General features: G+C 31.0%; 25 protein-coding genes and 1 CRISPR repeat array. Of the genes, 17 read left to right on the forward strand and 8 right to left on the reverse strand.

All coding sequences use genetic code 11. The features are described from left to right. The first annotated feature begins 372 nt into the window (after positions 1 to 372). Positions 373 to 1156: a CRISPR direct-repeat array (repeat unit 30 nt; unit sequence GTTAAAATCAGACCGTTTCGGAATGGAAAC). A gap of 350 nt (positions 1157 to 1506) precedes the next feature. From MJ_RS03010 to MJ_RS03040, 7 genes are all read left to right on the forward strand, one after another. Continuing rightward, positions 1507 to 2928 (forward strand): aspartate kinase, encoded by a 1422-nt coding sequence (locus MJ_RS03010; protein WP_010870075.1) that lies wholly within the window; start codon positions 1507 to 1509, stop codon positions 2926 to 2928. A gap of 39 nt (positions 2929 to 2967) precedes the next feature. Continuing rightward, positions 2968 to 3228, forward strand: a complete 261-nt coding sequence (locus MJ_RS03015) for a tetratricopeptide repeat protein (protein ID WP_010870076.1) — start codon at positions 2968 to 2970, stop codon at positions 3226 to 3228. A gap of 141 nt (positions 3229 to 3369) precedes the next feature. After that, entirely contained in the window at positions 3370 to 3939 is a 570-nt protein-coding gene (locus tag MJ_RS03020) for an OsmC family protein (RefSeq protein WP_010870077.1), read from the forward strand. Between the two features lie 33 nt (positions 3940 to 3972). Further along, on the forward strand, positions 3973 to 4254 hold the full coding sequence (locus MJ_RS03025; RefSeq protein ID WP_010870078.1) for a PLDc N-terminal domain-containing protein: 282 nt from the start codon (positions 3973 to 3975) through the stop codon (positions 4252 to 4254). After that, positions 4229 to 4918 (forward strand): DUF166 domain-containing protein, encoded by a 690-nt coding sequence (locus MJ_RS03030; RefSeq protein WP_010870079.1) that lies wholly within the window; start codon positions 4229 to 4231, stop codon positions 4916 to 4918. Before MJ_RS03025 ends, MJ_RS03030 begins: the two co-directional genes overlap by 26 nt. A 111-nt stretch (positions 4919 to 5029) precedes the next feature. After that, positions 5030 to 6073 (forward strand): TDT family transporter, encoded by a 1044-nt coding sequence (gene tdt / locus MJ_RS03035; RefSeq protein ID WP_010870080.1) that lies wholly within the window; start codon positions 5030 to 5032, stop codon positions 6071 to 6073. A gap of 16 nt (positions 6074 to 6089) precedes the next feature. Continuing rightward, a complete protein-coding gene (locus MJ_RS03040; RefSeq protein WP_064496545.1) occupies positions 6090 to 6569 on the forward strand; it encodes a universal stress protein in 480 nt (159 codons plus the stop codon). Here the strand turns inward: MJ_RS03040 and MJ_RS03045 are convergent. Genes MJ_RS03045 through MJ_RS03055 form a run of 3 tightly spaced genes read right to left on the reverse strand, consistent with a single transcriptional unit; the run spans position 6566 to position 8509 of the window. Beyond that, a complete protein-coding gene (locus MJ_RS03045; protein WP_064496546.1) occupies positions 6566 to 7375 on the reverse strand; it encodes a nucleotide-binding protein in 810 nt (269 codons plus the stop codon). The genes MJ_RS03040 and MJ_RS03045 overlap by 4 nt on opposite strands. 2 nt (positions 7376 to 7377) lie before the next feature. Beyond that, on the reverse strand, positions 7378 to 8175 hold the full coding sequence (locus MJ_RS03050) for a nucleotide-binding protein (protein ID WP_064496547.1): 798 nt from the start codon (positions 8173 to 8175) through the stop codon (positions 7378 to 7380). Between the two features lie 4 nt (positions 8176 to 8179). Further along, positions 8180 to 8509 (reverse strand): NifB/NifX family molybdenum-iron cluster-binding protein, encoded by a 330-nt coding sequence (locus MJ_RS03055; RefSeq protein ID WP_244409478.1) that lies wholly within the window; start codon positions 8507 to 8509, stop codon positions 8180 to 8182. A 290-nt stretch (positions 8510 to 8799) separates the two neighbouring features. On the opposite strand from MJ_RS03055, the gene MJ_RS03060 reads away from it, so the two are divergent. The 5 genes from MJ_RS03060 to MJ_RS03075 all read left to right on the forward strand — a co-directional run bounded on the left by MJ_RS03060 (position 8800) and on the right by MJ_RS03075 (position 11405). Beyond that, positions 8800 to 9048 carry an MTH895/ArsE family thioredoxin-like protein gene (locus tag MJ_RS03060; protein WP_064496548.1) on the forward strand — a complete coding sequence of 83 codons (249 nt, stop codon included), beginning with the start codon at positions 8800 to 8802 and terminating at the stop codon, positions 9046 to 9048. After that, positions 9048 to 9434, forward strand: coding sequence for a CGGC domain-containing protein (locus tag MJ_RS03065; RefSeq protein ID WP_010870086.1), 387 nt, complete (start codon positions 9048 to 9050; stop codon positions 9432 to 9434). The genes MJ_RS03060 and MJ_RS03065 overlap by 1 nt, the downstream gene beginning before the upstream one ends. Positions 9435 to 9500: 66 nt before the next feature. Beyond that, entirely contained in the window at positions 9501 to 9674 is a 174-nt protein-coding gene (locus MJ_RS09580) for a hypothetical protein (protein ID WP_010870087.1), read from the forward strand. A gap of 2 nt (positions 9675 to 9676) precedes the next feature. Further along, a complete protein-coding gene (locus MJ_RS03070) occupies positions 9677 to 10768 on the forward strand; it encodes a permease (protein ID WP_064496549.1) in 1092 nt (363 codons plus the stop codon). Positions 10769 to 10787: 19 nt separating this feature from the next. Then, on the forward strand, positions 10788 to 11405 hold the full coding sequence (locus MJ_RS03075) for a hypothetical protein (protein WP_010870089.1): 618 nt from the start codon (positions 10788 to 10790) through the stop codon (positions 11403 to 11405). A 4-nt stretch (positions 11406 to 11409) separates the two neighbouring features. Here MJ_RS03075 and MJ_RS09585 read toward each other — a convergent pair whose 3' ends face one another. Beyond that, positions 11410 to 11580 carry a hypothetical protein gene (locus MJ_RS09585; protein ID WP_162828714.1) on the reverse strand — a complete coding sequence of 57 codons (171 nt, stop codon included), beginning with the start codon at positions 11578 to 11580 and terminating at the stop codon, positions 11410 to 11412. 90 nt (positions 11581 to 11670) lie between these two features. Between MJ_RS09585 and MJ_RS03080 the strand changes: the two genes are divergently transcribed. Both MJ_RS03080 and MJ_RS09850 read left to right on the forward strand, forming a co-directional pair. Next, positions 11671 to 12168 (forward strand): multiprotein bridging factor aMBF1, encoded by a 498-nt coding sequence (locus MJ_RS03080; RefSeq protein ID WP_064496550.1) that lies wholly within the window; start codon positions 11671 to 11673, stop codon positions 12166 to 12168. A gap of 12 nt (positions 12169 to 12180) precedes the next feature. Then, positions 12181 to 12303 carry a hypothetical protein gene (locus tag MJ_RS09850; protein ID WP_280109654.1) on the forward strand — a complete coding sequence of 41 codons (123 nt, stop codon included), beginning with the start codon at positions 12181 to 12183 and terminating at the stop codon, positions 12301 to 12303. Between the two features lie 337 nt (positions 12304 to 12640). Here MJ_RS09850 and MJ_RS03085 read toward each other — a convergent pair whose 3' ends face one another. Together MJ_RS03085 and truD are read right to left on the reverse strand one after the other, a co-directional pair. Then, complete coding sequence (locus tag MJ_RS03085) at positions 12641 to 13102, reverse strand: hypothetical protein (protein WP_010870091.1); 462 nt, start codon at positions 13100 to 13102, stop codon at positions 12641 to 12643. Positions 13103 to 13222: 120 nt separating this feature from the next. Beyond that, positions 13223 to 14515 (reverse strand): tRNA pseudouridine(13) synthase TruD, encoded by a 1293-nt coding sequence (gene truD / locus MJ_RS03090; RefSeq protein WP_010870092.1) that lies wholly within the window; start codon positions 14513 to 14515, stop codon positions 13223 to 13225. 55 nt (positions 14516 to 14570) lie between these two features. Between truD and MJ_RS03095 the strand changes: the two genes are divergently transcribed. Further along, positions 14571 to 14879: a hypothetical protein gene (locus MJ_RS03095; protein WP_010870093.1), complete on the forward strand. Its 309-nt coding sequence runs from the start codon at positions 14571 to 14573 to the stop codon at positions 14877 to 14879. Between the two features lie 2 nt (positions 14880 to 14881). Here MJ_RS03095 and MJ_RS03100 read toward each other — a convergent pair whose 3' ends face one another. After that, positions 14882 to 15025 (reverse strand): C2H2-type zinc finger protein, encoded by a 144-nt coding sequence (locus MJ_RS03100; protein ID WP_064496551.1) that lies wholly within the window; start codon positions 15023 to 15025, stop codon positions 14882 to 14884. A gap of 110 nt (positions 15026 to 15135) precedes the next feature. Here MJ_RS03100 and acs point away from each other — a divergent pair, with 110 nt between their 5' ends. Beyond that, positions 15136 to 17250, forward strand: coding sequence for an acetate--CoA ligase alpha subunit (gene acs, locus MJ_RS03105; protein WP_010870094.1), 2115 nt, complete (start codon positions 15136 to 15138; stop codon positions 17248 to 17250). Positions 17251 to 17326: 76 nt separating this feature from the next. Here acs and MJ_RS03110 read toward each other — a convergent pair whose 3' ends face one another. Then, positions 17327 to 17614, reverse strand: coding sequence for a HesB-like protein (locus MJ_RS03110; protein ID WP_083774540.1), 288 nt, complete (start codon positions 17612 to 17614; stop codon positions 17327 to 17329). Between the two features lie 211 nt (positions 17615 to 17825). On the opposite strand from MJ_RS03110, the gene psmA reads away from it, so the two are divergent. Then, positions 17826 to 18611 carry an archaeal proteasome endopeptidase complex subunit alpha gene (gene psmA / locus MJ_RS03115; RefSeq protein WP_010870095.1) on the forward strand — a complete coding sequence of 262 codons (786 nt, stop codon included), beginning with the start codon at positions 17826 to 17828 and terminating at the stop codon, positions 18609 to 18611. The last annotated feature ends 131 nt before the right edge of the window (positions 18612 to 18742 follow it).

Raw genomic sequence — 18742 nt, forward strand, 5'->3', positions numbered from 1 at the left:
TTATTGATTGTCTTGTTGGATAAGTTTAGAATTTGAAAATAAGAGCATTTAGAAGTTATTAATTAGTTCAAAGGATTTTTATTTAATTTCTAAGGGTTTGCTGGTTTGATTATTTAGAATATTTAAGTTTATTGAATTATTCAGATTTTTGAAAATAAAAATTAAATAATTATCTAAATAAGATTTCTCTAACAGACAAGTTAAATTTTTGAATTTAAAAAGATAAAAATGCTTAGTTTTAGTAAAGAGATAAAATTTTAAATACTAAAAGGTTTATATTGTAAGATGGTTATTTACCCTTAGAAAAATATGGTATAGAAAAGCTTAAATATTAAGAGTGATGAAGTATATTATGTTGTGAATGATTGCCCTGTTAAAATCAGACCGTTTCGGAATGGAAACTCTGATTTTAACTACCGAAATTTTTATATATGGATTTATATATAAATTGTTAAAATCAGACCGTTTCGGAATGGAAACTTTTATCCCTCCAAAAAATAAAAGAATAAATAAAAGTTAAAATCAGACCGTTTCGGAATGGAAACAGTGTAAATGAAGATTTCTTAACTATATTGCAACAAGCGTTAAAATCAGACCGTTTCGGAATGGAAACAATTCTCTACAGAAACTAAATACAAATGACTTGTTAAAATCAGACCGTTTCGGAATGGAAACCAAAACATGAGTGCAGAAGAGGCAAATAACATTCTACAAGTTAAAATCAGACCGTTTCGGAATGGAAACCCCCCGAAAAGGTTGGAAACTCAGCAAAACTAATCGTTAAAATCAGACCGTTTCGGAATGGAAATATGGAACAAGAATGAGAATCTCTGGAGTGGATGTTATTAAAGTGTTAAAATCAGACCGTTTCGGAATGGAAACCTTATTGCCTCTTCAAATCTATAAACTATAGCATCAACACCGGTTAAAATCAGACCGTTTCGGAATGGAAACTTTTTATTTTAATAATGTTTCTATCATCTTAATTTTGAGTTAAAATCAGACCGTTTCGGAATGGAAACTTTTTATTTTAATAATGTTTCTATCATCTTAATTTTGAGTTAAAATCAGACCGTTTCGGAATGGAAACAACTAAATCTAATTGAGATTTTTTTGGTTCATGTCTATTAAAATCAGACTGATTCGGAATGGAAACATAGTTCTTTTTCCTTCTACCTCCCAAAATTGTTTATAATTAAAATCAGACCTCTAAGAGGATGAAAACTAAGAAAAATTATATTTCACTATTTTTTCAAATATTTTTAGTATAAAGAATAAAAATAATTAAACTTCTTTAAGAGAAAGCTTTTCCTAAATAGTTTTAATCAAATTTAAAAATAGAACATTATATTCTCTTTTTAGCTTATGAACTAAAAATATAAAAGGTTAATAAAAAGATGCTCCAATAACTCCTAACTCCCCAATAAAGAAAAATTTTAAATATACATGGTCTAAAATTTTGTGTGGTTAATCTTATCAATTATAAAATAATTTTTGGTGTAAGTTATGACAACAGTAATGAAGTTTGGAGGAACTTCTGTAGGTTCTGGAGAAAGAATTAGGCATGTGGCGAAAATAGTAACAAAGAGAAAAAAAGAGGATGATGATGTGGTTGTTGTAGTTTCAGCAATGAGTGAAGTAACTAACGCATTGGTGGAGATATCTCAGCAAGCTTTAGATGTTAGAGATATCGCAAAAGTAGGAGATTTTATAAAATTTATTAGAGAGAAACACTACAAAGCTATAGAAGAAGCTATAAAATCAGAAGAAATTAAAGAAGAAGTAAAAAAAATAATTGACAGCAGGATTGAAGAATTAGAGAAGGTTTTAATTGGTGTAGCATACTTAGGGGAGCTTACACCAAAGTCAAGAGACTATATATTATCATTTGGAGAGAGGTTGTCCTCACCAATATTAAGTGGAGCTATTAGAGATTTAGGAGAAAAGTCTATTGCTTTAGAAGGAGGAGAAGCAGGAATAATAACGGATAACAACTTTGGAAGTGCAAGAGTTAAAAGATTAGAGGTTAAAGAGAGATTGTTACCATTATTAAAAGAGGGCATTATTCCAGTGGTTACAGGATTTATAGGAACCACTGAAGAGGGTTATATAACAACCTTAGGAAGAGGCGGAAGTGATTACTCAGCCGCTTTAATTGGTTATGGCTTAGATGCAGATATTATTGAAATTTGGACAGATGTTTCTGGAGTTTATACAACAGACCCAAGATTAGTTCCTACTGCAAGAAGAATTCCAAAACTTAGTTACATAGAGGCTATGGAATTAGCATACTTTGGAGCTAAGGTTTTGCATCCAAGAACTATAGAGCCAGCTATGGAGAAGGGCATTCCAATATTGGTAAAGAATACATTTGAGCCAGAGAGTGAAGGAACTTTAATAACCAACGATATGGAGATGAGTGATAGCATAGTTAAAGCTATATCAACAATAAAAAATGTCGCTTTAATAAACATATTTGGAGCTGGGATGGTTGGAGTTAGTGGAACAGCGGCAAGGATATTCAAAGCTTTAGGAGAAGAGGAAGTTAATGTAATTTTAATAAGCCAAGGTTCCTCTGAAACAAATATATCCCTCGTTGTAAGTGAGGAGGATGTTGATAAAGCATTAAAAGCATTAAAGAGAGAGTTTGGGGATTTTGGAAAGAAGAGCTTTTTAAACAATAACTTAATTAGGGATGTGAGTGTTGATAAAGATGTTTGTGTTATTTCAGTTGTAGGGGCTGGAATGAGAGGAGCTAAAGGCATAGCTGGAAAGATATTCACTGCTGTTTCTGAAAGCGGGGCAAATATAAAGATGATAGCTCAAGGTTCATCAGAAGTGAATATATCATTTGTTATTGATGAAAAGGATTTGTTGAATTGTGTTAGAAAATTGCACGAGAAGTTTATTGAAAAAACTAACAGCTAAAATCTTTTATTTTTTATTTTTAATTTTTAGGGTGTTAATATGGATGAAAATATTAAAAAGGCAGAGTATTATTATAAAAAAGGTGTAGAAGTTGGAAATAAAGGAGATGTAGAAAAAGCCTTAGAGTATTTTAACAAAGCAATAGAATTAAACCCATTTTATAGAGATGCATGGTTTAATAAAGCTTTAGCTCTGAGAATTTTGGGGAGGTATGAGGAAGCAAGGGAGTGTTTTTTTAGAGGTTTAGCTGTTGAAAAACATCTGACGCATAAAAAATATAATTCTGATGATGAAAAATGAATAAACTTCTTTATTTTATTTTAAAATTTATCGATATATTTAAATCTTTTTTAAAAATATTAAAATGTATTAATTAATCGAAAGGTATAAATATTACCTAATATATTTTTACTCATAAGCGGAAAATAATGAGGTGGGGATATGAATCCAGAGATGATTATGGAGATGATGAATTCAGACATTGCTAAAGAAATGGCTCCTAAAATGATGCCAAAGATGATGCCTTTAGCTTTAGAGAAGTTTTTGCAATATATTCCTGAAAATGAAAGAAAGGAGTTTATAGCAAGAATTGTTGATATAATTGTAAGCAAGGATGAGAATAAAGAAGTTTCTGCTGAATATTTGGATATGTTTGAAGCCCTACTAAATGTTAAAGGTTTAAAAATCCATTCAAGAGGAGGAAAAGGGGCAATAAAGGAAAAAATATCCCCAATGGATTTGTTTTTAGCTGGGCTTTGTGGATGTGTTTGCATAGCTGTTGGTAATACATTAAAAGCTAACAACATAGATGCTGAGATAAAAGTAGATGGAAAGGTTGAGAAATCCTTTGAAGAAGGAAAGATAAAGAAGGTAATTATAAACATCTATGTAAAAGTTGATGGAGACATAGACAAAGAGAAATTAAAGAAATTAGTTTTAGAAGGCTCAAAAAAATGTTTAATAAGCAACTCTATAAGCTGTGAGATTGAGAAGAATGTCATCCTTGAATAGGATTTGTCTCATTTGAATAACTAAGGGATATTTATGTGGCCTTGTCCAATAGGTTTTGGAATGGTTGGATTTCCAATTTTTGGATTTTTCTTTATGGGATTGTTTTTTGTTATTGGAATAGCAGTTTTTATAATAATTATTATTACCATTGTGGATATTTTAAAGAGGGATGCTTTAGATACTCTTGAAAAAATCTTATGGATATTGGTTGTCTGGTTTTTAGGGATAATTGGAGCAATAATTTACTATCTGTTATCTAAAAGAAACTCTAAGAGTAAAGGAGATAACAATGGCAAAAATATTGGTAGTAACTGATGGAGCTTATGGATACAGGATTAAAGGAACAATAAACTCCTTTGGAAAGAAAAATAAATTCATTGGAATCTATAAAATCAACAAACCAGATGATTTGATAGTTGATGATATAGAGTTTCCAGATGAGTTGTTGGAAAAAATTAAAGAGGCTGATATTTTATTGCTTTATACTCAACATCCAGACAACACCTATTATCTCTGCTATGAGGCAAGGAGATTGAATAAAGATATTGCCATAATCGTTGCTACGTGGAGTGGAGAGGGAGAGAAGAAGGAGCTAAAGAAGTTTGATGCTATATGTCCAGAAGAGATGTGTTTGTTGGATGAAAATGAGGTTGGAAGCTTGATAGATAAATATCCAAAATTAAAAGAATTTTTAGAAGAATTTGGAACTCCAAAGGTTAAGGTTTATGTTAAAGACAACAAAGTTATAGATGTGGAGGTTTTAAGAACATCTATCTGCGGTTCAACCTTATTTATGGCTAAGCTGATGAAGGGAATGGAGGTTAATGATATTGAAGAATTTGCCAAAAAATCTGCCATGCTAATTCAAAGATATCCATGCGTTGCTGGGAAGATAAAAATTTTTAGAGGAGATTGTAGAAAGCAAAAAGCATTAAACATACACAAAGAGGCTGTTTTAGAAGGGATAATTTTCATTTAAATATTTAAATCTTTTTTAAAAACATTAAAATACATCAATTAATCGAAAACTATAAATATTTGTTGTGTATTTTATTTTACCCATAAGTGGATATTTTAAAAGAGGGAGAGCATGTTAGAGGCGTGTGAATCAAAATTAGACATAATTAAAAACTTCGTCCCTTCATGGTTTGCTGCAGTGATGGGAACTGGAATCTTAGCAGTTGATAGCTTACTATATTCATCTTATTTGCCAATTTTAAAAGATGTTGCAGTTGGATTGTTTTATTTCAATGTTTTGTTGTTCTTTATATTCTTAGTTCCCTGGGTTTTAAGATGGATTATGTTCAAAGATAATGCTTTAGCTGATTTAAAGCATCCAGTTTTGAGTGCCTTTTATCCAACCATTGCAGTTAGTTGTTTAGTTTTAGGAGCTGACTTTATAAATATAGGGCATAATATGTTTTGGGGTGGAGTATTTTGGACTCTTGGTGCTATTGGCATGTTTTTATTCAGTTTGATAGTTCCGTTTTATATGTTTAAGTCTGAAAGTATAAAGTTAGACCATGTTAATCCGGGTTGGTATATTCCACCTGTTGGTTTGATAGTTATTCCAATTGCCGGGAGTTTGATAATGCCTCATTTAACTGGAGTTTGGCATGAATTAACAGTTCTTATTAACTACTTCGGTTGGGGGGCTGGATTTTTCTTATATTTAGCTTTATTAGCAGTGGTAATTTATAGGTTTATACTGCATCATCCTCTACCCTCAGCAATGGCTCCAACAGTATGGATTAACTTGGGGCCAATAGGGGCTGGAATTGTTGCCTTAATAAACATGGTTAATAACTCCCCATTCATAACAATAAAAGAGCCGTTTTATATCTTCTCCTTCATATTCTGGGGGTTTGGATTATGGTGGAGTTTGATGGCTATAATAATGACTCTCTACTATGTTAAAAAGCTAAAACTTCCTTATGCAATGTCATGGTGGGCATTCATCTTCCCATTGGGAGCTTATGTTGCATCATCACATTTAGTTTATAAAATATTCAAATTTAGTATAATCGATTACATAGGCTTTGGATTATACTGGTTGTTATTCTTCTTCTGGGCGATAACTTTAATAAAAACAACAAACAAAGTTTATACTGGAGAAGTGTTTAAAGGTCATTAATAAAAGGGTGAGTGTTATGTATAAAAAGATTCTTTATCCAACTGACTTCTCTGAAACTGCTGAGATTGCATTAAAGCATGTTAAGGCGTTTAAAACTCTTAAGGCGGAAGAAGTTATTTTACTGCATGTTATAGATGAAAGAGAAATCAAAAAGAGAGATATATTCTCTCTACTCTTAGGTGTTGCAGGTTTGAATAAATCAGTTGAGGAGTTTGAAAATGAGCTAAAGAATAAACTTACTGAAGAAGCTAAAAATAAAATGGAAAATATCAAAAAAGAACTTGAAGATGTTGGATTTAAAGTTAAGGATATTATTGTTGTAGGAATTCCTCATGAAGAAATTGTTAAAATAGCTGAAGATGAGGGAGTAGATATAATTATAATGGGTTCTCATGGAAAAACAAACTTAAAAGAGATATTACTTGGTTCAGTTACTGAAAATGTCATTAAAAAATCAAACAAACCAGTTTTAGTTGTTAAAAGAAAAAATAGCTAAATAAATTCTTTTAATTTTTCATAAAGCTCTTTTATTGATTCTGATACTTTGCTATTACTATCACAAAGCAAAATCTTATTTGCAATCAATTTTGGAACATCAAAATCAAAAGGAATTGAATGGAATATTTTGAATGGGTAGTTAATGTTATTCATGCCCTTTTTATTCTCAACAATTAAATATTCAACATTAAAGAAATTTAGTGTTTCTATTAATCTTAAACAATCATTAACACTTGATTTTGTTGGCTCAACTATACATAAAGCTAAATCAACATCTTTAACCGTTGAGATTAATGGACATCCAACTCCTGGAGGGCCATCTATAATCCCCAACTCTGCTTTATATTTTTTGGCATGGTTTTTTATATGCTCAATAATCTTTCCACTTCCACTCTCACCAACCTCTAACTCTCCCCAAATTAACGGAAAGCCAACAAAACCTTCGTAGATATAACCACTTTCACGTTTAATTGGCTCTATTGCATCAAATTCACAGATTAGCTCACAAGCTCCACAACCTTCACACAGTATTGGATTTATCTTAAAATCCCCTATAGCGTCAAATTGACAGACATCTAAGCATTTTCCACATCTTATGCAGTCATCATTTATCTCATATATCTCACGATAGATAACTTCCAACAATTTTTTATCTTTAACATCAAACATTAAGTTAAAGTTTGGTGCATCAACATCACAATCTAATGCTACAATATTAAACTCTTTTGAAAACAGCTTAGCTAAGGATGTTGAAATAGAAGATTTTCCTACTCCTCCTTTCCCTGAGATAATTGCTATCTTCATTATTATCCCCAAATAATCCAATTTGCAATCTCTTCTATATAATTTCTCAAATCATTATATTTTAAAAAACTCTCTCCTTTGCAGTAGCATTCAACTATTCTCTTATCATAAGGAATTTTGAAGTTATAACCAATTTTTAAATCACTGATTCCATATCTATTCAAAACAATCTTGTATGGAATATTTAGCTTTTCCACAACCTTGATTATCCTCTTTGCATCTGAAACACCAAAAGGTGTTGGCTCTGTAACTATAAGGACTTTATCTGCGTTAATTAATGCTCTCACAACGTTACAGTGAGTTCCTGCGGCAGTATCTACAATGTTAATTTCGCAGTTTTTTGATAAACCATATTTCTTTGTTTCAGTTACGATTTTTGCTGTCTTTCTCTCTCCCAAGTTTGATTTTCCTACAATTAGATATCCATTATCAAATTTTTTCTCGTAAATCTTTCCAATGCTCTTCTTTTTAAATGTTATATTGCTATTTATTCCACAAGCTTTACAGCCACTGCATAAATCCTCAATAAATATTAATTTATCTCCAACTTTTAATAAAGCTCCTTCTTTACATACATTATTATAGTTGTAAGTTTTACCCTCCTCTATATTTGGAACTTCAATAAAAACTTCTCTTGCTAAGAATAAATCCTCACAACCTGTTAAGTAGGGAAGATTTGGCGTCTCAACATCACAATCTATTAAAGCAGTTTTATAATTCTCAATAAAATAAAAAAAGAGGTTTGCTGACAAGGTAGATTTTCCAGTCCCTCCTTTACCACCAGTTACTGCAACAATCATCATCTCACTCAAATTTTTCTAATTTTCCTTCTAAAAATAGCTTTATGCATTCATCAATAGATGTTGTATTAGCTTTATAAACATCAATGCCAAGCTGTTTAAAAACACTGTATGCCTTAGGTCCTATATTTTGGACTATTATGGCATTTACACCCATATTTGCAATTAATGAGGCTGATGTAGTTCCAACTCCATGCATGCCATTTCTTGCAGTGTTTTCAATGATCTCTTTATTTTTTATCTCTCCATTTTCAATCTCTACAATCATGAATTTTTCACACCTTCCAAAGTGTGGAGATAGCCGATTGTTATCTATAGGTAGAGCTATTTTCATTAATTTCACCTTTAAAATTTTCGTCATTCTTCAATATTACAACGCTTATGCGAGAAAATATATAAAATTTACTGAAATATTATCCAAATATTTGAATTCTTTTTAAAAATATTAAAATATATCAATTAATCGAAAACTATAAATATTACTTTTAAAACCCAATAATATTTAGTGTCTTTCAAAACATTTTGTAATACCTTAAGGTATTAATGAACGCCTTCCTTTAGGAAGGTGTTCAAATTTTCCTTAATAAATTTATTAATTTTGAAAGACACTAATTGGTGAGGGTTATGGTAGTGATAAGGATATTCGGAACGGGCTGTCCAAAATGTAACCAAACATACGAGAACGTTAAAAAAGCAGTAGAAGAACTTGGCATAGATGCAGAGATTGTTAAAGTTACAGATGTCAATGAGATAGCTGAATGGGTTTTTGTTACACCTGGAGTAGCATTTGACGATGTAATTGTCTTTGAAGGAAAAATTCCCTCTGTTGAGGAAATTAAGGAAGAGTTAAAAAGTTACTTAGAGGGGAAATAATGAAAGTGGCAATTATCGCATGTCAAAAAATGGTTGAAATGGGATGTCCTGGGAAAGAGGCATGCGTATCTTGCTTTAAAGCAATAAATGAGAAGAGTGGAGCTTTTGAAAGATACAAAGATGTTGAGTTAGTTGCATTTACAACCTGTGGGGGTTGTCCTGGAAGGAGATTTCCAATGAGAGTAAAGCTATTAAAAACTGCTGCTGGAGCTGAAGCTATTCATATAGCAAACTGCACCTTCTTACAGCCAGAATGCCCATACATAAACTTTGATGAAATCTGTAAGAAGTTGATGGAAGAGTTGGAGATTCCAATTGTATTTGGAACTCATACATTGGTTAAGAAAGGAGAAGTTGTTTGCACCTGTGGAGACAATAAGGAATAACCCTATATTTATTTTTATAAATATTTTGATTAATTAACTCAAATTTATAGATTATGTGGTGAAAATATGATTGTTTGGAACTTAATCTGTCCAAAGTGTGGAAAGAGGTTGAGATATAAGGTAGATGTTTGCCCGTGCATGGCTTCTGAGGTAGAGCTTCCAAACTGCCCAGATTGTGGAGAAAAGATGGTTCATGATTATACTTCATTAAAAGGAAGAAGGAGAATTAGGAGGGGATGAAAATGGATGTTATGAGCTTTATAATGAACATTATTAATGTTATGATAAACACAATCATCGATTATTTAAATGTAAATAGAGTCTTAGCCTTATTGATGGCTTTCTTAATGGCTGGAGGCATTGCTTCAATGATTAACAAGAACTTTATTATAAAATATTTCGGTTCAAACACACCAAAATACATATCCTATACTGTAGCTGCTGTTAGTGGTAGCTTATTAGCTGTCTGTTCTTGCACTATCCTTCCATTATTTGCCAGTATTTACAAAAGAGGAGCTGGAATAGGGCCAGCAACAACATTCTTGTTCTCTGGGCCAGCAATAAATGTTTTGGCTATATTTTACTCAGCGGCATTGCTTGGATGGGACATTGGATTTTTAAGGGCTGTGTTTGCAGTAGTAGTCTCAATACTTATTGGTTTATCAATGGAGATAATATTTAAAAGCCATGAGAAAAAGAGAGCTTTAAGAGTCCCAAAGGCAGATAAAATATCAGATAGGCCTCTATATCAAACAATAACATTCTTTGCTCTGCAGTTTATCATGTTGTTGGTAATTACCGCCTCACCCAAGCTGTTTCCAACGTTATCAATGCCTCTATACGATGGATTTTTATTAAAGCATCTGCTATTTATAATACTTGGGATTATCTTGGCTGTAACAACAAAAATCTGGTTTAAAGATGAGGAGATTAAGAACTGGCTCAGAGAGAGCTTTACACTGCTAAAGATTGTCTTTCCACTGCTAATTATTGGAGTTGCCATAGCTGGAGCTATTAAGGCAATTATCCCACCAAGTTATATAGCAACCTATGTAGGAGGAAACTCCATAACTGCCAACTTTATTGCCTCATTTATTGGAGCTTTGATGTATTTCGCCACATTAACAGAAGTGCCAATTATAAAGGCATTGATGGAGCTTGGTATGGGTGTAGGGCCGGCAATGGCTCTGCTGTTAGCTGGACCAAGTTTGAGTATTCCAACAGTCTTAACCATCTCAAAAGTCTTAGGAAAGACGAAGGCTTTAACATATTTGGGTTTAGTTGTTATATTCTCAACAATATGTGGCTATATAGCTGGAATAATCCTCAGATAAGATAATATTTGGTGAAGAAATGAAAAAATTAGCTTTTTTAATACTTTTAATTGTATTTTCTAATTTATCATTAGTAAATGCTATAGATGACAATATCTCAAATTACAGCAAAGAAATTAATGAACTTACTGTAAAATTAAAAGAATTAGAGAGTAAAAATCCAAACGATGAGAGGATTGAAGAATATAAAGAGAAACTAAAACAATTGATAGAGAAACAGCATGAATTAAAATCTCAAAATCTAAAATATAATGAAACTTTGGCATATATCCAAAGTGAAGAGTATTGGAAAATGCAGGAAGAGATTTGGGAATATAACAATAAGGTTATGAAATGGTTTATTGCTATCTCAATCTTAATTTTAGGGATAATTTTAGCTACATTATGGATTCTTAGAAAAGATAAGTTTTTGTTATTCTTGGCAATATTTGGGTTGATAGTCCCATTCTTACAATTTAAAATTCCGAATTGGTTATTTAATATCTTAGCACTGCCTTTATTTGTCTATATTAAATTTATCGTTCCCGAATGCGCAGAAGGAAGCTTTTACTACAGCCCTTTAATAACTATACCAATCTCAATGTATGGATGGATATTAATTGGTTTGGCAGTTAAATTTATAATAAAAAAGTATTAAAAATTTATAACTCTTTTTTAACCTTCTCATTTAATTCTTTTAATTTGTTGTATAGCTCTTCGTAATCCTTAGTTTCTAAGCCAAGTTCTTTTAATTGGTTTAGTATAGCTTCAAAATGCTCCTCTGTATGATGTAAAGTATGAAGAAGCTTTTTTATTAATTTTTCCCTTTCCATATTTTCACCAGTTAGTTATTTATACCCAACAATATAAACTAATGTTATCCAAAGTATATAAATGTTATTAAATTTTTGAGGGATAGTATTATGCAAATGTGTGAGTTATGCGGAAAGCTTACAGATAAGCTTTACAAGGTAATTATTGAAGGCTCTGAAATGAATGTCTGTAAAGAGTGTGCTAAATTTGGCAAAAGTCCAAAAACATATTCAAGATTAGGTAAAAAAACTATAATAGGAAAAGGAACAATAACTACTAATAAACAAGTTAAAAAGCCTATTAAAAGAAGAAGAGATATATTTGATACTTTACCAATGTTAAGAGAGGATTATGGGGATGTTATTAGAGAAGCAAGAGAAAAGAGAGGTTTATCAATAGAAGAACTTGCTAAAAAACTTAAAATGAAAGCAAGTACTTTACAAAAATTTGAAAGGTATGAGTTAGAACCAAATGAAAAAGAAATTAAAATATTAGAGAAAGAGTTAAAAATAAGCTTAACTGAAAGTATTGGGGAAGAAACTTCATATTATGGTGGTAGAGATGAAGATGGATTTACATTAGGTGATTTCATTAAAATTAAGAAATAATGAGGTAATAATATGGAAGGAGAAAGCTTATTTTTATTAGTTTCAATACTTTCTTTTGCAGTTATCATAAGTTTTGTAGTAGGATTATATATCTGGTATTTTAAATTAGGTGGTAGAAAGATGATAGAGGATTAACTTATTTTAATTTTTTGTAAATATCGTATAATATGGCTGAAAATACCCAAACAGTAAAAAATATTGCTACTGTATCTACTATTATCAAAGTCGTTCCTACACTAAAGGATACAACTCCAGAAGCAGTTTGTAAGTTGTAGCCCCTAAAAATACAATTTCATAACCAAAAATTATTTTAAATACATCAAATAAGTATGAGTAAAAAATAGAGGTTGATGAGTATGGAACTTAATCCATTGATTATTGGAGTTATAGCAATACTTGTTTTTATATGTGGAGTTATGGCAATATTTTACTATTATTTTAGCAAGTTTGAGAAAGATATGAAGGATGCAAATTAATTTTTACTTATTTTCTTTAGATTTTTTATGATTTTTAGGTATTTGATAATTAAGGTTGTTATTATTGTAAATCCTACGATTAAAACTAATCCTACAATGAATACGAATTCGATTGGTTTTAATGGGTGTTCTATTTGATATAATTCCATTGTGGTTAATGTTGCTAATATTGTAGCCAATATTGTTAGTGTTAAATCTCTGACAAATACACACCAGAGTTTATGCTTATCATAAATGGTTAAGTTTTCCATACATCTATAGGTTAAACCCATTCCAATTAAAATATTGAACCAGATTATGGGCGTTGGAAGTAATAAACACAATAAAAAGGTGTTAGTCTCTATTTTAAAAAACATTGAATAAATAATAATTGCTAATATCGAAGCAATCCAATAACCAATAAGTGTAATGACAACCTTAAGTATGAATGAAGAGTGTGCTTTATATTCATTAACCATGGCAACACCATTGGGGGCTTATTTTTTTATTTTCCTAATTTTTTAAGAGATATTTAAATCCCACAATAATTTTTCCTTTTATTATTTTTATTATTTTCCTAAAACTTCTTACTGAATCTTTTAATCCTTCTTTTCTATAAACTCCCTCAAAACAGAGGTTGCATAATTTCCTTTTTTTAAACAAAACTGCAAAACATAGCTGTCATCTTCAATCCAATATTTCATATTGTATATTTTTCCAATCATCGCCCTTCTATCTCCAATAAATGAACCAAACTCACCAATCTTGAAATCCTCTGGACTTAGATTTTCTCTCTCATAAATCTCTCTCTCAATCTCTCCTTGTATTCCAGATGCAAACCTTGTTTTATATCCAAACAATGCCCCACTCGGCACATTATCAATTAAAATATCCCCTTCCATAGGTTCAAAGCCATACTCAAACCTTCTATTGATTATCTCATTGAATAAATAGGATTGATAAGCATTTATAAACATGCACCTTAAGTATGGTGGAAGAATCATAAATGCCTTTTGATAGCTCCCAGTTTCTATATAAGCTTTAATCATCCTTCTTTCATAAAAGAAAGCCTTTGGGAATTTTTTATACGCCTCTTTAAAATTCTCTTCATCCACCAACTCCCTTGCCAACTTTGATTTTTTGTCATCGTAAGGAAGGGGAGTTCCACAATATGCATGGAAAGCTCCCTCCCAGTCTCTCTCTATAATAAACCTCCCAACTATGTGAGTTATTGGCCTTGTAGTTCCAAACCTTTGAACACCATAGTAATTTAAGAAGTATTTTAGCTTACATAACTTATTTAAAGCTTCTTCCAATTCTTTTCCTTTAAGCTCAGGCTCTCTAACTCTTATAGTAAATCTATTCCCCCACAAATCCCCCAACCTTATTTTTCTATTTGTTTTTTGGAAATCTCTCAATATTATGCCTTTAATCTTAACTTTCATTAAATCTTCTAACTTTACATTAAAACAGCCCACTCTTTGAGTAGTTACGGCATATTTATCCTTATTGCCAGCAAATCCAAAATGCTTTCTCTGCTTTCCTACTCTGTTTGCTATTTCTCTAATGGCATCTAAAGTTGTCCAATTCCTCTTCTCTAATGTGAAGTGTATATAATTTCCCTTCCAATTTTCTTCATCTTTAAATTCTATACTCTTTCCAACTTCTAAAATAATTCCTTCTGGAGTTATCTCTTCAACAATAAAATCCTCTGGATATTTTTTAATAATTCCTCCTGTATAAGCATCAGTTAAGTATTTATTCATGTTTAATGGCATTTCTTTTAGCTTTTCTTTAATTCTGCTGTCTCTTAATTTTTTTCTATATCTTTTTAATTTTTCTTTCAAATTTTTTTCACTTTCTTCCTTTCTCTGCTGAATCAAAAAATACATATAATCACCTACAATACTTTAATAGTAATTAGTTAAATCTTAATTTGGTGATAGTGTGAGACCTAAAGAGGTCTGGAGAGAGTTGTTAGAGATAGCAAAAAATTACTATGATGAGGATAAGATTTTTTACTCCAAAACAAAAAGAGGGGCTTATAGGATAAAAAGCTTTACCAAGGATAAAATAGTTATTGAAAAATTGAGAGGAAAGTTGGATGAGGTTTTAGGGAAAAAGAGGTTTGTTGAAAATTGGGATAAACTTGTTCATGGTGTTGAATGGAATATACCACCAGCAATAAAATCTTTTCTAAAGTTACATCCAAAAATAGTGGAAAATGAAGATGGAAATCTTATTTATAAAGAATAACTTTATTCTTTTTTAAAGAGATGGCCGTGAGCTTTATTTACATGTCTTGTGTAATCTTTTGAATATCTGAAAATTTTTCCACATCTTGGACATTTAAAGAATGTTTCCCCATCTCTACTTGTTATTTTTATAGCTTTTAATCTCATAAAATCTCACCTCCATAATCGTTATTTGTTTAGGAGGTGAGAGTATATAAATGTTAAAAGAGATAATAATTAGAATATTAAAAATCACTATAAAAATTTTTCTCTGAAAAATGTGGGGGAGGGATTATGAGCTTAAATATATTTCCTATCCAAAATCAGTTGCTATTATTGGAGCTTCAAAAACTGAAGGAAAGGTTGGATATGCAATAATGAAAAATTTAAAAGACTTTAATGGAAAAATCTATCCCATAAATCCAAAATATGATGAAATATTCGGAATAAAATGCTATAAATCAGTTTTGGACGTTGAGGATGACATAGATTTGGCAGTTATAGTAGTTCCAAATATTGTTGTTCCTAAGGTATTGGAAGAATGTGGAAAAAAAGGGGTTAAAGGGGCTGTAATTATTACAGCTGGCTTTTCAGAAGTAGGAAATTATGAGTTGGAAAATAAAATTAAAGAAATAGCAAAAAGATACAACATAAGAATTATAGGGCCTAATTGTTTAGGTATAATGAACACCCATATAAACTTAAATGCCACATTTGCGAAGGTATTTCCTCCAAAAGGAGGAGTTTCAATAATCTCACAAAGTGGGGCTGTTTTAAATGCCATATTAGACATAGCCCCTTTATTGAATATTGGCTTTTCTAAAGTTGTTAGCATTGGAAATAAAGCTGATATTCAGGAAAGTGATTTATTAGAGTATTTTTTAGATGATGAAGATACTAAGATAGTTGTTTTATACATAGAAGGATTAAAGGATAAGAGATTTTTAAAAGTAGCTAAAAAATTATCTAAGAAAAAGCCAATAATTGCCCTAAAATCTGGAAGAACTGAAGTAGGAAAGAAAGCGGCAAAATCCCACACTGGCTCTTTAGCTGGAGAAGATGTTATCTATGAGGCAGCGTTTAAAGAAGCTGGGATAATTAGGGCATATACGTTTGAGGAGTTAGTTGATTTAATCCATTTATTCTCAACACAGCCAACAATAAGCTCAAATGAAATTGGAATAATAACAAATGCAGGAGGATTTGGAGTTTTAGCAGCTGATAGCTGTGTTGATTATAACATGAAGCTATCTAACTTTGAAAAATCAACAATAGAAAAGCTTAAAAATATTCTGCCACCAACTGCCAATATATCAAATCCATTGGATATTATAGGAGATGCCACACCAGAGAGATATAAAAAGGTTATAGAAGTTTTAGCTGAAGATAGCAATGTTAAGGGGCTTTTAGTTATCTTAACTCCACAAGAGATGACAAAACCATTAGAAGTTGCTAAATCTATTATAGAAGTTAAAAATTCCCATAAAGAATTTAAAAATAAACCGTTAATTACTTCATTTGTTGGAGGAGTTTCAGTTAAAGGAGCTAAAAGTTATTTAAGGAAGAATGGAATCCCTGCATACATAACTCCAGAAAATGGTGTCAAAGCCCTATCTCATCTCTATAAATATAGCTTAATGAAAGTTAAGGAAGATTATGATGAATACTTAGAAAATATTAAAGAAGAGTTCATAAAAATTACTGAAGAAAATAAAGAAATTATTAAAGAATTATTATCAAATCCAAATGAATACACTGCTAAAAAATTATTAAGCATTTATGGTCTTCCAGTTCCTAAGGGCTATTTAGCTAAAAATGAAGATGAAGCTTTAGAATATTGCAAAAAATTAGGTAAATGCGTAATGAAAATTGTCTCACCACAAATAATACATAAAACGGAGGCAGGAGGAGTTATAATAAATCCAAAAAATCCTAAAGAGGCATTTAAAAAATTAATTGAAAATGCTAAGGAATATGCAAAAAGAATGGGCATTGATAATTTAATTATAGAGGGAGTGTTAGTTGAAGAGTTCATTGAGAAAGATATGATGGAAATTATAATAGGGGCTAAGAGGGATGATATTTTTGGCTCTGTAGTTATGGTTGGGTTAGGAGGAGTATTTGTTGAGGTTTTAAAAGATGTATCTTTTGGCATTTCGCCAATAACAAGGGACTTTGCTCATGAGATGTTGAGGGAATTGAAATCCTATAAAGTCTTAGAAGGCGTTAGAGGAAGACCTAAGAGAGATATTAACTTTATTGTTGATACCCTAATAAAGATTGGAGTATTTATGGATATTCACAAAGAGATTAAAGAGCTTGATTTAAACCCAGTATTTGTCTTTAATGAAAAAGAGGGAGGATGTATAGGTGATGCAAGAATAATTAAATAAATTTAATTTATTTCTGAAAAAACAGATAAATCCACACAATAATAGAAGCTAACCGGTCCCAAAATTGGGTTCCCGGTTAGCACTCACTACTACCTTCTATCTTAAGATACTTTCCAAATATTGACCTTCTCAATGAGATATTAACTTCATCAAGCCATTGATCTGCTATGGGGTCAATATAAACTTTAAATTCATTATCGTAAATTAATTTATCATTTTCGTTGGGGTGGGCGATAGCTATTCCAAACTTAGGACCTCCTCAAGCAAATCCTTCAAAGTATATAACTACTTTATCCTGATTAGCTTTCTTTAACTTATCTAAGATGAATTTCTTAGCTTCATCAGATATAACAACCTTCTTCATTCCATATCACCACTTTTATTATAATCCTATATCTCATATATATAATTTATGGTTATGTCAATACTTAACACAACCATATAAAATAAGACTATAAAAATAAAAATAAAAAAGAAAAGAATAAAAATAATAAGATATTATAATGAGATGAATTAGTTAAAAACATTAAGCTAATTATTTAACTACTTTAAAATACTTATAATGGTGATATTTTATGCAAATGGTACCTCCAAGTGCTTATGATAGGGCTATTACAGTGTTTAGCCCAGAAGGTAGATTATATCAAGTAGAGTATGCAAGAGAGGCAGTGAGAAGAGGGACAACAGCGATAGGTATTGCCTGTAAAGATGGTGTAGTTTTAGCGGTAGATAGAAGAATAACAAGCAAACTCGTAAAAATCAGGTCAATAGAAAAGATATTCCAAATTGACGACCACGTTGCTGCTGCTACCTCTGGATTGGTAGCTGATGCGAGAGTTTTAATAGATAGAGCGAGATTAGAAGCCCAAATTTACAGATTAACTTATGGAGAGGAAATATCAATTGAAATGCTGGCTAAAAAGATTTGTGATATTAAACAAGCTTATACTCAACATGGTGGAGTTAGACCGTTTGGAGTTTCATTATTAATTGCTGGAATAGACAAAAATGAAGCAAGATTATTTGAAACAGACCCAAGTGGGGCTTTAATTGAATATAAAGCAACAGCAATAGGTAGTGGAAGACCCGTAGTTATGGAATTATTGGAGAAAGAGTATAGAGATGATATAACATTAGATGAAGGTTTGGAATTAGCTATAACTGCTTTAACAAAAGCAAACGAAGACATAAAACCTGAAAATGTTGATGTTTGTATCATAACGGTTAAAGACGCACAATTTAAAAAAATTCCTGTGGAAGAGATAAAAAAACTTATAGAAAAAGTTAAAAAGAAATTAAATGAAGAAAATAAGAAAGAGGAAGAGAATAGAGAAGAAACTAAAGAAAAACAAGAAGAATAAATTATAGTAAAATTTTTAAATCCAACTATTTTAAATTATTTTTAGAGTATTAATATTATTTGGGAGTATCCTACTCACTCTCACTAAAGTAATTTTTATAAATTCAAAACCCTTAGCCGAAACATTTATAT

This window comes from Methanocaldococcus jannaschii DSM 2661 (genome assembly GCF_000091665.1).
Taxonomy (GTDB): domain Archaea; phylum AGJL01; class Methanococci; order Methanococcales; family Methanocaldococcaceae; genus Methanocaldococcus; species Methanocaldococcus jannaschii.